A 13,892-nucleotide genomic window follows, 5' to 3' on the forward strand; every position below is an offset into this window, starting at 1 on the left:
ATGTTTTTTGAGCTTCTTAAAACTGTTGTTGATCAATATACCAAGGAGTTACCTTTTGTGGTGTATCGAAAACCTAAAGAAACTTCTGTTAAAGCTATTCTTCAGGAAGATTCAGATATTCGCTATGTAAAAGATTTTACGGAATCGGGATTTGTTTTTGCACCTTTTGATTCTCAAGAACCTTCAGTTTTAATGCAATCTGACACCAATATGTCCGAGGATTATTTTCCTCAATTCAAAACTACATTTGAGTTAGGGAATTCCGTTCAGGTTAATCAATCCCGAAAAGCTCTTCATATCAACTTGATTGAGAAGGGAATCACCCATATCAAGCAAGGAGAATTCAAGAAAGTAGTGCTTTCCAGAAAAGTTGAAACGGAATGTGTGACCAGTCCTATTGATTTATTTCAAAAATTGTTGGATACATACAGGAATGCTTTTTGTTATTTATGGTATCATCCAAAAATAGGAACCTGGCTGGGGGCAACACCAGAGATCTTATTAAAAACAGAAAATCAGGAGTTCACGACCATGTCTTTGGCGGGAACAAAAAAATATGTAGCGGATAAAAGTCCTGAATGGGGAAACAAGGAATTTGAAGAGCAACAGCTGGTTACCGATTATATTTCAAATGTGCTCCAAAATTCCGTTTCAAATCTGAATATTGGAGAAAGAGAATCCATTCGTGCGGGTAATTTATGGCACCTAAGAACCAAACTTACCGGACGAATTGAAAAGGGGAATTTGGCAAGCATAGTTAAAGCTTTGCATCCGACCCCAGCGGTATGTGGTTTGCCAATGGAGTCCGCTAAAGACTTTATTCTAGGAAACGAAAACTACAATAGAGAATATTATACCGGATTTCTCGGCGAACTCAATATTAAATCTGAAAAAGACCGGACATCAAATTCAAGAAATCAAGAGAACAAAGCGTATCGGTCTATCAAAAATACAACTACACTTTTTGTTAATCTACGCTGTATGCAACTCAAGGGCACAAATGCCCAAATTTATGTAGGTGGAGGAGTGACCCAAGATTCCGAACCCGAAAAAGAATGGCGGGAGACGGTAGCGAAGAGCAAAACGATGCTACAAGTATTTGCTATAGATTAGAATTACATTCTATTGGGTTACTAATTCTTTGCGTTGTATTTTTGTGTTCAATGAAATACTCCAGTATTCACGCTGCACAATCGGTTGTGGCGCATTGTAAGGCAAAAGGCGTTCAGAATATTGTGATATCGCCTGGTTCCCGAAATGCTCCCTTGACCATTGGCTTTACTGAGGATTCTTATTTCAAATGTTTTAGTATTGTAGATGAGCGATGCGCTGCTTTTTTCGCTTTGGGAATAGCACAGCAGCTGCGAGAACCCGTAGCGGTGGTTTGTACTTCTGGAAGTGCGTTGTTAAATTATTACCCTGCAGTTACAGAGGCTTTTTATAGCGATATTCCTTTAGTGGTTATTTCCGCGGATAGACCTAGTTATAAAATTGATGTTGGTGATGGACAAACCATTCGGCAAGATGATGTTTTTCATAGGCATATAGGGTATTCTGCTAATTTAAAACAAGATGTAAATCATGCGCTTGATCGTATTGAAAGATATGCGCCTGAACTTCTAAAAAATACACAAAAGGATATTCAAGGTTACAACGATGCTGAGCTCAACAAAGCATTGGAAACCGCGATTACAACCGGTCTGCCTGTTCATATTAATGTTCGTTTTGAGGAGCCATTATACAACAGGTTGGCCGAACCTTCAGTTTCGCCTGAGATAAAGGATATCAAAGAACCTGAGGCACGAGGTTTGGAACATATTCCCAATTGCGCTGAAATATGGAACGCTTCCGTAAAGAAGTTGGTTTTAGTAGGGGTAAATGACCCCAATAAAATCGAACAGGAATTTTTAGATCTTCTTGGAAATGACCCTTCTGTAATTGTACTTACCGAAACAACTTCTAATTTGCATCACTCAAATTTCTTCCCAAGTGTGGATAGTATCATTGCACCGATTGAGAAATCCGAGGAAAAAGAAAAACTGTTCTTAGAACTACAGCCTGATGTGCTTCTAACTTTTGGTGGACTAATTGTTTCAAAGAAAATTAAAGCATTCCTAAGAGAATACAAGCCCGCGCATCATTGGCATATTGATCCGGTGAAAGCGTACGATACTTTTTTTTCGTTGTCAATCCATTTCAAAATGAATGTCAATACTTTTTTTGGAAGATTTAAAAATATACTTCAAAATACTTCTTCTAGTGCGTATTTTCGCAATTGGAATTCCGTAAGGCAGCGATATGAACTGAAACGCAAGGAGTATGTTGAGCAAATCGGCTTCTCAGATATGCTTGCCTTTCATCGTATTAGCGAAAGTGTACCCGAGAATTATCAATTGCAATTGGCTAACAGCTCTACTATTCGCTATGCCCAACTATTTGATTTAAACCCTTCATTACAGGTTTTTTGCAATAGAGGAACAAGTGGTATTGATGGAAGTACTTCCACAGCTATTGGGGCTTCAATATATAAAGACATTCCGACTTTGTTTATCACCGGTGACTTAAGTTTCTTATACGACAGCAATGGTTTGTGGAACGAATATATAAGAGCCGACTTTCGAATAATAGTCATCAACAATGACGGCGGTGGTATCTTTAGAATACTGCCAGGGAAAGAAAACACGGCAAAATTTGAAAGATTTTTTGAAACAAAACATAATCTTAATGTAAGAAAATACTGTGAACTGTTTAACTTTGAATATTTTTTTGCGGACTCAGAAAACGGTCTAAACTTTGCCACCTCTGCTTTTTACGAACCTTCCGAACGCCCGAGATTATTGGAGGTTTCAACTCCTAGAATATTGAATGATAAAATTTTGCTCGGTTATTTCGATTTTATATCTTAGAGTTTTATTAACCATTATATTGAACACTAACTATTATGAGTAAAAGAGACGATCTAATCGTAAAGTACGCTGCAGACATTAAAGACAAATTCGGGGAAAGTGCAAATATGGATTTACTTACAAAAGTAACCATTGGTCTTGGACCCTCTATTTATAACATTGATGCCTCGAAAGTATCAGGTTCAGACGAAAAGGAACTTGAAACTGTGAAAAACAACTATTTGATTAAGAAGCTTGGAATGAGTGATAGTCCAAAATTAATGGACGGCATAAAAGCCGTTATGGACAAATATGGCTCTGCTAACAGAAACAAGCATAGAGCTGTGGTATATTACATGCTCTGTAAGCACTTCAATAAGGAATCTGTTTATTAGAAAGATTCTAACGCCTAAATTTTTAAAGCCATTCTTTTTATAGAATGGCTTTTTTAATATCTGATAGTCTTAATCGCGTATTAAATGTATTTTTGCCAGATGATACGATTAGGAGAATACAATACCCTTGAAATACTCAGAAGTACGAGTGTAGGTCTTTTTTTAGGAGATGGTGAAGGCAATGATATTTTGCTTCCGAACAAATATGTCCCTGAGGCATATGAGATAGGAGACAAGTTAGAGGTTTTTTGTTATCTCGATTATGATGAACGTCCAGTGGCGACGAACCTAGAACCTGGTATTTTGGTTAATGAGTTCCAACTTCTCAAGGTAGTTGATGTAAATGAATATGGAGCGTTTTTAGATTGGGGATTGGAAAAACATCTTCTAGTGCCTTTTAGAGAACAGCGAAGTAAGATGCAAGAAGGACAATGGTATGTTGTTTTTTGTTTTTTGGATAAAAAAAGCAACCGTTTGGTAGCATCGAATAAGTTAGACAGATTTGTAAGCAATGACGAACTTACAGTTAGAGTCCGTGAAAAAGTAGATTTGATTATTACTAGGCAAACGGACTTAGGGTGGGAAGTTATTATAAACAACACCCACAAAGGATTGGTATATTTTAATGAAGTTTTTAAAGAAATTGCAATTGGTGATGTAATGCCAGGTATTATTAAAGGAATAAGGAGCGATAACAAAATTGATGTTTCTTTACAACCTTTGGGAGAAAAGATATTAGAACCGGCTGCGAATAAAATTTACGAAACCCTTGAGGCTCATGGCGGCTATCTTCCTTTGCATGATAAATCAGATCCAGAGGCGATACGTCAAGAACTTCAGATGAGTAAAAAGACATTTAAGAAGGGCATAGGTACGTTATATAAGGCAAGAAAAATTGAAATTAAGAACGATGGAATTCATGCGCTTTGAGATTGTTAATAAAAAGGACGGGCATTTGGTCGATAAGCAAATGGAAATCAATGAGCTAAAATACATTTAACAACGTTTTTTCTTTGATAGACCACTAAAAATTCTATTTTTACAACATTGATGTATACTATTTAATAACAGTCCCTGTATTTTGATTAACTTTAACGAGAAACACCCCCTAAAACTCAACTAAATGCCATTCATAGAAGAAAGCGATTTACTCGAATTGCACAAGGATATTGACAAGGCGCAAATCATAAATGAACGTCTCTTAGATCAAATAAAAATTAAGAATAAAGAGCTGAAATCGAGTAAAATTCAGCGGAATGTCTTAGGTGCTACAACCGGTCTTTTTATCTTTGGCCTTCTGGGACTTTTCTTATTCAACGCAGGAAGACTAAGTAACCCCAATAACTTAGAGCAACAAAATAACTTATTGGTTTCCATTGATAGTCTTGACGCTATTAAAGTTAGAATCGACAATTTGAGAGAGCAAAACCAAGAATTGAGTTTGGTAAAGGAATTCTACTTGGCAAAAAATTTCTTGGAGAAAGAAAAAGTATATTCTGTTCAAGTTAAATCATTTGTAGATAATAACGTGACGCTGGCTTCAGAAGCACTTACCAATACACTATTTGTAAAGACCAATCCATTTTATTCCTATTCATTAGGAAATTTCGAGACACTTAAGGAAGCCCAATTGTTTAGAAAGCAATTGGTAGACATTGGCTTTAAAGATGCCTTCGTGGCTTCTTATAAAGAGGGGAAAAGAATTCAAATCGAAGATCCGTATTAATTTTGTCCAAGATTGCTGCATGGTTAAACGCGGCTAGATTAAGAACACTTCCGTTATCGGTTTCAGGTGTTTTTGTCGGCACGGCACTTGCCAATTTCTACGGAAAAAATGACTCACTAATATTCATTCTAGCTTTGTTAACAACAATAGGTTTTCAAGTTACATCTAATTTCGCCAACGATTATGGTGATGGTGTCAAGGGCACGGATAACGAGGACAGAATAGGTCCTAAGAGAGCCTTCCAGAGTGGATTGCTCACACGGACAGAACTCAAAAATGGGATAATTATTTCAGTTGCGATTTGTCTGGTTTTGGTGGCGTCAGTACTTTATTTTTCATTTGGAATCGAAAACATAGAATATTTTGCATTATTTGGCGTTCTAGGATTTCTTAGTATTTGGGCGGCGATAAAATACACAGTAGGTAAATCTGCATATGGATACAAGGGATTGGGCGATATTTTCGTTTTTCTCTTCTTTGGATTACTAGCTGTTTTAGGATCTTTGTTTTTGTATACAAAGTTTATAACTGTCTCTGCTTTGCTTCCAGCTATTTCTGTTGGACTGCTGAGTACTGGAGTTTTAAATTTGAACAACCTTAGGGATTTTGAGTCCGATAGAAAGGCAAATAAAAACACAATGATTGTAAAAATGGGGTTTCAAAGTGGTAAAAAGTATCACTACGCTCTTATTGTTATGGCTTTTATATCCATGCTATTTTTTATTGTCTTCAATGCACAAGCGTGGTATCAAGCTATTCCGTTAGTTGCTTTTGTACCAGTGTTTATACATATTAGAAAAGTAAGTAGGACTAAAGAACCTGTATTGCTAGATCCCGAATTAAAAAAACTGGCTTTAAGTACGTTTCTCTTGGCCATACTGTTTTATATAACATTAATTAACTAGAAGAAGTCTAACCATCTAAACCGCAACGACCTTGGAACAACCTATTAGAATACTTATCGTAGAAGACAATGTAATCATTGCCGACGATATGCAGTCTATGCTAGAAGAAATTGGTTATGAGATTGTAGATAATGTAATTGTCTATGAGCAAGCCGAAGAAGTCTTAAAAACCCAACAAGTAGACCTTGTCTTAATTGATATTATACTTGCCTCAGATAAAACTGGTATCGATTTGGGTAAGCACATCCGTGAAAACTATGATATTCCTTTCATATTCGTTACCTCTAACTCCGATAGAGCTACAGTAGAAAATGCAAAAACCGTGAAGCCAAATGGTTATTTGGTAAAACCTTTTGAACAACAAGACCTCTACACTTCGATTGAAATAGCACTTTCAAATTTCACATACGGTACAGGAGAGAAAGGAAATAATACCCCTATTACGCAAGATGATGTGCCGATGTCGAATTCTGTTTTAAAAGATTCTATTTTCGTCAAGAAGCAACATCTGTACTATCGCATTCAGTTTGGTGATATTCAATTTATCAAAGCTGATAATGTTTATTTGGAGGTAAATACGGTAGATAAGAAATTCTTGGTACGTTCTCCTTTAAAGGATTATCTTGAGAAACTTCCAAAGAATAAATTCTATAGAGCGCACAAATCATATATTGTAAATGTTGATCACATTGATGCCATAAATTCCAAAGATATTATGATAAATAATAATTTAATTCCAATATCTAAAGATTTTAAAGAGTTCATTATTTCGGCTATGAATTCTTAGCGAAAAAGTTTGATCTTTCTAATAATATTAGGAACCAGAAATGGTTCCTTTTTTATGCTGAAATCTTAAAATTTGAGTATTTGCAAATCTTTGAAAGCTCCATGAAATGCACATATATCCGATAAAATACAAACATTTCTGAAGAATTTGATTTTCACAACAAAAAACAGGCCTTACACAACATTATCCCAGTTTTTTAAAAGCATTGTAATATTTTTGAAAAACCTAAAAAGGTGTCCCAGACCTTATCCTTAATTTTAGTTGAATTTAATTGTAAAGGCTGTGTACTTGGTTGTACGGCTTTTTTTGGTTAAATAATATTTTAACCAAAACGATTGATTGCTGTGATAATCGAATGATTTTGAACCGAATATTAGAGAACACAATCGGGAGTATAATTCTACGTTTTAGTAAGACCATAAGATTTACTCAAAACAGAATTTACCGAAAGCAACATACCAAGTAGATTTGGTATTGATTGAATAAGAATATGAAAAAACAGCTTGGCAAAATCTTAACCTTCCTTTTTATCTTTGCTTCTAGCCTGAATTTGGTTTTTGCTCAAGATGATTTGCCAACAGATCAAAGTTATTTTCAAGAATTTCAGGGAACCAAAAGTGCGGAAGAGCGTTTCAAATTCTTTTTTAATACACCTAATAGATACAATCAAAATTCAGGGTTTGATTGGTTGGACGAAGTGAACGTTTACCTCAATAACTCAGAAAAGCTAAAAGACTCTATAGCTATTAATTACTACAAGCTAGTTCAAGCTCAAATCTTTCATGATATAGGAGATTATGACAAGAGTTTGGCCATTGAAAAAGAACTATACAAGGAAAAAGAATCTTGGAGTCTCGAAACAAAATCCACCTTATTGGATTTGATGGATAAGACTTATTCACAATTAGAACTATATTCCGAGCAAATAGATATCAGAAAAGAGAAGAAAGCTCTGGGTATAACCGAGAATGTCGCCTTTTACGATATCTACTCCAACTTAGGCCTACATCGAAAGGCCATGGACGATTATATTCTAGAGGAACAAAAAAATGTTGATGACAATGATTATTTGGGCAAAGCGATTTTTGATAATAATGTTGGAAACTATTTAAGGTTAGATAGATCTTACCCAACAGCCTTGACTTACTATAATAAAGCCTCAGGTTTTGTAAAGATATTTTTAAGTGATGTCACCAAAGTGAAATCGGAAAAGACGCTCAATGAAAGTGAGACTTTAAGAGGAATTATTGAAGGTAATATTGGAAAGTGTTTTGTTCTTTTAAAACAATTTGAAGAGGCGATTCCTCATTTAGAGAATAGTATAGCTACAATAAAGGAGTTTAACAAGGATAAATTTTCATCCGATCTTGTTGAAAACCGACTTGCCATTGCAGAATGCTATTTACAGCTTGGTGATTTTGAAAAAACTACGGACTTTTTATCTGACGGTCCTCAACCGCAAAAGCTTGAAAATATTACAAAAAAGAATAGGTTGCTTGCATCTTACTATGACAAAACAGGGGACTATAGGAATGAAGCAGTGTATTTGAAAAAGAATATAAGAATCCGAGACTCAATAAGTGCAAACAAAACCGAAATTCGTGATAAACAACGCGCTACCTTGATTTCTGAAGACAAAGCTTATACTAAGTTGAGAATCCAAGAGCAGAAAGAGGCACTTGCAAAATCTAAAAATGAAATGGTTTTGCAAGAGAATAGAATTCAAATGGTTTTTATCTCATTGATTTTTACTCTTTTGGGTTTTGCAGGTCTAGTCTACGCTTACCTAAAAAGTATTAAGAATCAACGTTTGATTGCTGAACAAAAACATATCATTGAAAACTCTCTTGTCGAAAAAGACTCGTTATTAAAGGAAATTCACCATAGGGTTAAGAACAACTTACAGATGGTTTCAAGCTTATTAAGTCTACAAACCAAGAATACAAGAAGTAAGGCCGCTATTGAAGCCTTGGAAGAAGGAAAGAGCCGTGTAAAGGCTATGGCTTTAATCCATCAAAAGCTATATCAAAATGATGACCTTTCCGTAATTGAAATGCAAGGTTACATTGAGAGTTTGATTAATAGTGTACAATCTGTTTATAAAAAAGGGGGGCATAATATCAACATTACAATTGATGCAGAAGGCGTAGAATTGGACATTGACCGCGCCATTCCGTTTGGACTTATTTTAAACGAATTGGTTTCCAACTCATTTAAATATGCTTTTCCAAAAAATGATGATGATGGTAAAATCTATATTCATTTGCGTAAGATAGCCGAGCAAGAAGGCTTCTTCGAGTATACGGATAATGGAGTTGGACTTCCTGAAGATACAGATGATAGAGCGAACTCATCTATGGGTATTCGCTTAATGAACCGCTTGGTAAATCAGCTTCAATCCAACTTGAACATCGATAAAACCTCTGATGGTGTTCGCTTTTGGTTTAACTTTAAGTAATTTATTTAGCGTACCGTACTTTTGAGTACAACACGGTGGAGCAGTTTTGGAAAAACCCGTAGATATATCCCTATTTTTTCTATTCGCCCTATATAGGCTTCAAACCTATTTTTCTCAATAGCTCGAATCATTTTTTTTGCGAAATATGCAACTGGTAATCCATTTTGAGTAGCCGTATCTTGTCTGTTTTGAGAACTTCCGTCGGCAGTAAGCGCATTTTTGGCTACATTGGTATTTACGAACCCTGGACAGATGAGCGTAACAGATATTCCATCCTTCTCGTGTTCCATGCGTAGCACATCAAAAAAGCCATGAAGGGCATGTTTGGCTCCGCAATACCCTGAACGATATGGACTGCCGAATTTCCCCATTAAGCTAGATACAGTCACAAAATGGCCATTTTGATTTATTATAAAGTGGGGCAGGAGTGCCTTGGTTAAAGCAACGGTTCCTAGGTAGTTGACATCCATTAATTTTTTATAGACATTTAACTCGGTTTCAGCAATCAAAGAGCGCTGACTCAAACCTGCATTATTTATTAAAATATCAATAGGGCCGTGATTGGAGACAACGTTTTCCACTATTTCTGGCATACTATCGTAATCCGCAAGATCTAAACAAACGATGTCAACCAGGCTCTTGTTATTACAATTGTTTTTCACGCGCACTAGCTCCTCTTTTTTTCTTGACGAAATGATGAGTTTACAATTTTTATTATCTAGCGCGTATGTCAGGGCTTCCCCAATGCCTGAAGATGCTCCTGTAATCCATATGGTTTTCCCGTCTATCCTCATTTTCATTCGATTTAAGAGCTAAAATATAGCTAAATTTGAAGTTATCGAATGAAGGCTAATTGTAAAAAATACATTCTTGATTTTAAACGTCCAAGCGGTACATCTCGAGGAGTGCTTACGCAAAAAGAAACTTGGTTTCTAATTCTTGAGGATAATGGAAAAGAAGGCATTGGAGAATGTGGACTTCTAAAAGGGCTAAGTTTTGATGATGTGCCAGATTATAAGGAAAAACTTCGATGGACTTGCGACCATATTCATTTAGGAAAAGACACTCTTTGGGAACAACTAAAAGCTTTTCCAAGTATCCAATTTGGAGTTGAACAGGCTTTTTTATCCCTAGAATCAGAAGATTCTTTCGAATTATTTTCTTCCGATTTTACGAGGAAAGAAAGCCCAATAGCTATAAACGGTCTTATTTGGATGGGAGATGAAGTCTTTATGTTATCACAGATACAAAAGAAATTAAAGGAAGGCTTCCGTTGTATAAAAATGAAAATTGGGGCCGTAGACTTCGATACTGAAGTTGCAATTTTGAAATCCATACGAAGAACTTATTCCGAAGAACAAATTGAACTTCGTGTTGATGCGAATGGCGCTTTTCCTATTTCTGAGGCTTTGGACAAATTAAAGATTCTAGCGGACCTTGGTATTCATTCCATTGAACAACCTATACGACCGGGCAATGTTTTGAGAATGAAAAACCTCTGTGCTCAGACCCCCTTGGACATTGCACTAGATGAAGAGTTGATAGGAATTTCAGATGCAACCCAAAAAGAAAAATTGCTACAAACCATTCAACCTCAATATATTATTTTGAAACCAAGCTTGGTAGGTGGATTTAAGGGAAGTATGGAGTGGATTCACTTGGCAGAAAAATACAATATCAGTTGGTGGATTACCAGCGCTCTAGAAAGTAACATAGGCCTAAATGCTATTGCACAATGGACATTTACTTTAAATAATCAGTTGCCGCAAGGTTTAGGAACAGGAAGTTTATACATCAATAACTTTGATAGCCCTTTGCAAGTTGCCGCAGGAAAGCTATATTACAGAAGAAACCAAAACTGGAAAACCGACTTAATTAAAGAATTATGTATATAGAACAAGGCTATAAAGGGAAAATCGGATTATGGAAATATTGGATAATTCCGACTTGTTTTATTGCTTTTATGGTTTTGAATTATGTGATGACCAAACTATCTCCCGTAAGTGTAGAAGATAGCATGAAACAAATGATAGATATGTTGGGGGCAAATACGGTATTGGTTATTCTTTTGATGCCTTTGGCTGTTGGGCTTTTTGTTGTTTTAGGATGGACTAAATTGGTACACTCTCAAAGTATAACCTCGCTAACAACCTCTAGGGATAAAATAGATTGGAAACGAATCTTTTTTTCTTTTTTCCTTTGGTCAGTTGTTACAATAATTCTTACGGTCATCAGCATTTATTTTTCTCCTGAAGATTTTGAACTAAATTTTAAGCTAGTTCCTTTTTTGACACTTGCAGTAATTGGAATTTTACTGATTCCTCTACAAACTAGTTTTGAAGAATACCTATTTAGAGGTCATATGATGCAGGGTATTGGAATTATGGCCAAGAACCGTTGGGTACCATTAGTGATTACATCTGTTTTGTTTGGGTTAATGCATATGGCCAATCCCGAGGTGGAAAAATTGGGCTATGGCATTATGGTGTATTATATAGGAACAGGATTTTTTCTGGGGATACTTACCCTTATGGATGAAGGTCTTGAACTAGCTCTTGGTTTCCATGCCGCCAATAATTTAGTCACTGCACTCTTGGTAACTGCCGATTGGACCGCCTTTCAAACAGATTCAATTTATCGCGATATTTCAGAGCCGGTATTGGGTTGGGATGTTTTAGTACCAGTACTGGTAATTTTCCCTATCCTTTTATTCTTGTTTTCGAAAAAATATAAGTGGACAGATTGGAAAGAGCGTCTTGCCGGAAAAGTTTTAGAACGGGCTACTGAAATGGAAGAAATTTCGCTGCCTTCCTCAGATTCTTTAATCGAACATGATTACCCAAAATCAAACTCCGATGGAGACAGGTGATGGTACAGTCCATTTCAGATTCAAACTGAATGGAATTTCCTATACTTTACCGCAGCTAAGAGAATTAGCATACAATCTAGTAAAAGAAGGAAGTTCATTTGAAAAATCCATTGGTAATTTTTTAGCAGATTGGTTGAATGAAAAGCCAACCATAAGCGTCAGCACCTCGGGTTCCACCGGAACCCCGAAGAACATTCTTCTGCAAAAAGGTCAAATGGCCAATTCCGCTCTGGCTACGGGCAATTATTTTGATTTAAAAGTGGGAAATACGGCACTTTTATGTCTTCCGGCGGATTATATTGCGGGGAAGATGATGCTGGTAAGAGCAATGGTTTTAGGATTGGAATTGGATTATGTAGAACCGTCTTCGAATCCTTTAGCTGAACTTTCAAAAACTTATGATTTTGCGGCAATGGTACCTTTGCAACTAGAAAATTCTTTGGAAAAAATAGAAAATATCAAGACCCTTATTGTCGGCGGAGCAGCTCTTTCAAGAAAGCTACATGAAAAAATACAGAAAAAACGAACAGCCGTTTTCGAGACTTATGGAATGACCGAAACCATAACACATATTGCGGTTAAAAGAATAAATGGTCTGCCTAGTAGTGGCAGTAGAAGCTTTAAAGCAATTTCCAATGTGAGCTTTTCAATAGATGATAGGGATTGCCTGGTAATTACAGCTCCCCATATTTCTAATAAACCAGTCATTACAAATGACATCGTCGACATGGTTTCAGAAACCGAATTTGAATGGTTAGGGCGAATTGATAATGTTATAAATTCAGGTGGAGTAAAACTCTTCCCTGAACAAATTGAAGCAAAGCTGATATCATTTCTGAATCACAGGTTTTTTGTTGCAGGGCTTCCAAATGAGATACTGGGTGAGAAATTGGTTTTGGTAGTTGAGGGAGATATGAAAACCGATGAATTACTTCAACTATTAAAGGAATCAGATGCGTTAAAGGGGTTTGAGATTCCTAAAAATGTTTATAAGGTTTCCAAGTTTATTGAGACTGAAACGGGGAAAATTCACAGAAAGAAAAGCCTCGGTCTTGTCAAGTTTTAATCCGCTTGGGCTTTCAGATAATTCGCCAATTCGATATCTAAACCAGCGCGATATACGTTTTCAGAAGGGAGTTTACCGTAAATTGCTTTGTAGAACATAGCGGCAGCATAAAACGTTCCTTCCAAGCTAGGATGTATTCCATCTTGATCGTACAGGTTGAATTCTATTTCTTCACTCTCATTGATAGATTGCCATTTTAAACCAACAGTAACTAATCTAGCATTTGTTTGGAAAGATCCATTTCGATACGTGTCATTAATTCCCGTTAACATATCTGGCTGATTTTCATAAGGCCAAGTCATAAATAGCAACACTTCGGCACCCTGTTGTTTTGCCATATCTGATAATGATTTCATGGCTTCAATAGTAGTTGGTAATGTTTCCGATGCGACTAAGGTATTTTCTTGCAAGATGATGAAGTCCCAAGAGCGTTCATTAATTTTGTCTATTGTACTTTGATCCGTCAGATGGTCTAGTAAAGAGAAGCCACCTTTTGCAGCTTCTTGTATTAGAGGTTCAAAGGCTAAATCATCTTCGTCTCTGAACTTACTTAAATGGTAAGCTATTCCTTGGTTGTAATAAGTGTGGCTGTTCCCGATAAAAAGTATTTCTTCCTTATCAATCGAGGTAGTTGGCTCTTTTTCATTCTGTAAATTTTCCCTGTTCTCTCCTGACGAGCAGGCCATTTGAGAGAAGGCTAGAAGTAAAGCTAGCTTTATGCAAACCAAAAAAGTGAATTGGACTTTCATTTGGTTAAAGATATAATGTATTTTTAGAACAATTCGAAAATTCCATTATAAA

At 36.2% G+C, this 13,892-nt stretch carries 13 protein-coding genes; 11 read left to right on the plus strand and 2 right to left on the minus strand.

The window, feature by feature from the left end; all coding sequences use genetic code 11:
- The 8 genes from FEE95_RS10835 to FEE95_RS10870 all read left to right on the plus strand — a co-directional run bounded on the left by FEE95_RS10835 (nt 1) and on the right by FEE95_RS10870 (nt 9,156).
- Nucleotides 1-1,113: a chorismate-binding protein gene (locus tag FEE95_RS10835; RefSeq protein ID WP_138657963.1), complete on the plus strand. Its 1,113-nt coding sequence runs from the start codon at nt 1-3 to the stop codon at nt 1,111-1,113.
- Nucleotides 1,114-1,163: 50 nt separating this feature from the next.
- Complete coding sequence (gene menD, locus FEE95_RS10840; RefSeq protein WP_138657964.1) at nt 1,164-2,906, plus strand: 2-succinyl-5-enolpyruvyl-6-hydroxy-3-cyclohexene-1-carboxylic-acid synthase; 1,743 nt, start codon at nt 1,164-1,166, stop codon at nt 2,904-2,906.
- A 35-nt stretch (nt 2,907-2,941) separates the two neighbouring features.
- On the plus strand, nt 2,942-3,280 hold the full coding sequence (locus tag FEE95_RS10845) for a DUF2853 family protein (RefSeq protein ID WP_138657965.1): 339 nt from the start codon (nt 2,942-2,944) through the stop codon (nt 3,278-3,280).
- A 99-nt stretch (nt 3,281-3,379) separates the two neighbouring features.
- Nucleotides 3,380-4,210 (plus strand): CvfB family protein, encoded by an 831-nt coding sequence (locus tag FEE95_RS10850; protein ID WP_138657966.1) that lies wholly within the window; start codon nt 3,380-3,382, stop codon nt 4,208-4,210.
- 193 nt (nt 4,211-4,403) lie between these two features.
- Entirely contained in the window at nt 4,404-5,006 is a 603-nt protein-coding gene (locus tag FEE95_RS10855; RefSeq protein ID WP_138657967.1) for an SPOR domain-containing protein, read from the plus strand.
- A gap of 2 nt (nt 5,007-5,008) precedes the next feature.
- Nucleotides 5,009-5,911, plus strand: a complete 903-nt coding sequence (gene menA / locus FEE95_RS10860; protein ID WP_138657968.1) for a 1,4-dihydroxy-2-naphthoate octaprenyltransferase — start codon at nt 5,009-5,011, stop codon at nt 5,909-5,911.
- A 31-nt stretch (nt 5,912-5,942) separates the two neighbouring features.
- Nucleotides 5,943-6,698, plus strand: a complete 756-nt coding sequence (locus FEE95_RS10865) for a LytR/AlgR family response regulator transcription factor (RefSeq protein WP_138657969.1) — start codon at nt 5,943-5,945, stop codon at nt 6,696-6,698.
- Nucleotides 6,699-7,188: 490 nt separating this feature from the next.
- Nucleotides 7,189-9,156 (plus strand): histidine kinase dimerization/phosphoacceptor domain -containing protein, encoded by a 1,968-nt coding sequence (locus FEE95_RS10870; RefSeq protein ID WP_138657970.1) that lies wholly within the window; start codon nt 7,189-7,191, stop codon nt 9,154-9,156.
- A gap of 5 nt (nt 9,157-9,161) precedes the next feature.
- On the opposite strand, the gene FEE95_RS10875 is transcribed toward FEE95_RS10870, so the two are convergent.
- Nucleotides 9,162-9,950 carry an SDR family oxidoreductase gene (locus FEE95_RS10875; RefSeq protein ID WP_171037047.1) on the minus strand — a complete coding sequence of 263 codons (789 nt, stop codon included), beginning with the start codon at nt 9,948-9,950 and terminating at the stop codon, nt 9,162-9,164.
- A gap of 48 nt (nt 9,951-9,998) precedes the next feature.
- Between FEE95_RS10875 and FEE95_RS10880 the strand changes: the two genes are divergently transcribed.
- From FEE95_RS10880 to FEE95_RS10890, 3 genes are read left to right on the plus strand one after another with little or no spacing between them, the layout of a single operon-like run.
- On the plus strand, nt 9,999-11,051 hold the full coding sequence (locus tag FEE95_RS10880) for an o-succinylbenzoate synthase (protein WP_138657972.1): 1,053 nt from the start codon (nt 9,999-10,001) through the stop codon (nt 11,049-11,051).
- Nucleotides 11,042-12,025, plus strand: a complete 984-nt coding sequence (locus FEE95_RS10885) for a CPBP family intramembrane glutamic endopeptidase (RefSeq protein WP_138657973.1) — start codon at nt 11,042-11,044, stop codon at nt 12,023-12,025. The genes FEE95_RS10880 and FEE95_RS10885 overlap by 10 nt, the downstream gene beginning before the upstream one ends.
- Nucleotides 11,988-13,091, plus strand: a complete 1,104-nt coding sequence (locus tag FEE95_RS10890) for an AMP-binding protein (RefSeq protein ID WP_238474559.1) — start codon at nt 11,988-11,990, stop codon at nt 13,089-13,091. Before FEE95_RS10885 ends, FEE95_RS10890 begins: the two co-directional genes overlap by 38 nt.
- Here FEE95_RS10890 and FEE95_RS10895 read toward each other — a convergent pair.
- Nucleotides 13,088-13,840 carry an SGNH/GDSL hydrolase family protein gene (locus FEE95_RS10895; protein ID WP_138657974.1) on the minus strand — a complete coding sequence of 251 codons (753 nt, stop codon included), beginning with the start codon at nt 13,838-13,840 and terminating at the stop codon, nt 13,088-13,090. The genes FEE95_RS10890 and FEE95_RS10895 overlap by 4 nt on opposite strands.
- Nucleotides 13,841-13,892: the final 52 nt, after the last annotated feature.

Source organism: Maribacter algarum (ex Zhang et al. 2020) (assembly GCF_005885635.1).
Taxonomy (GTDB): domain Bacteria; phylum Bacteroidota; class Bacteroidia; order Flavobacteriales; family Flavobacteriaceae; genus Maribacter_C; species Maribacter_C algarum.

Excerpts from the sequence above, each read along its gene's own strand:
- FEE95_RS10835 (WP_138657963.1), top strand. The coding sequence starts at position 1 with ATGTTTTTTGAGCTTCTTAAAACTGTTGTTGATCAATATACCAAGGAG.
- menD (WP_138657964.1), top strand. The coding sequence starts at position 1,164 with ATGAAATACTCCAGTATTCACGCTGCACAATCGGTTGTGGCGCATTGT.
- FEE95_RS10845 (WP_138657965.1), top strand. The coding sequence starts at position 2,942 with ATGAGTAAAAGAGACGATCTAATCGTAAAGTACGCTGCAGACATTAAA.
- FEE95_RS10850 (WP_138657966.1), top strand. The coding sequence starts at position 3,380 with ATGATACGATTAGGAGAATACAATACCCTTGAAATACTCAGAAGTACG.
- FEE95_RS10855 (WP_138657967.1), top strand. The coding sequence starts at position 4,404 with ATGCCATTCATAGAAGAAAGCGATTTACTCGAATTGCACAAGGATATT.
- FEE95_RS10870 (WP_138657970.1), top strand. The coding sequence starts at position 7,189 with ATGAAAAAACAGCTTGGCAAAATCTTAACCTTCCTTTTTATCTTTGCT.
- FEE95_RS10875 (WP_171037047.1), bottom strand. The coding sequence starts at position 9,950 with ATGAGGATAGACGGGAAAACCATATGGATTACAGGAGCATCTTCAGGC.
- FEE95_RS10880 (WP_138657972.1), top strand. The coding sequence starts at position 9,999 with ATGAAGGCTAATTGTAAAAAATACATTCTTGATTTTAAACGTCCAAGC.
- FEE95_RS10885 (WP_138657973.1), top strand. The coding sequence starts at position 11,042 with ATGTATATAGAACAAGGCTATAAAGGGAAAATCGGATTATGGAAATAT.
- FEE95_RS10890 (WP_238474559.1), top strand. The coding sequence starts at position 11,988 with ATGATTACCCAAAATCAAACTCCGATGGAGACAGGTGATGGTACAGTC.
- FEE95_RS10895 (WP_138657974.1), bottom strand. The coding sequence starts at position 13,840 with ATGAAAGTCCAATTCACTTTTTTGGTTTGCATAAAGCTAGCTTTACTT.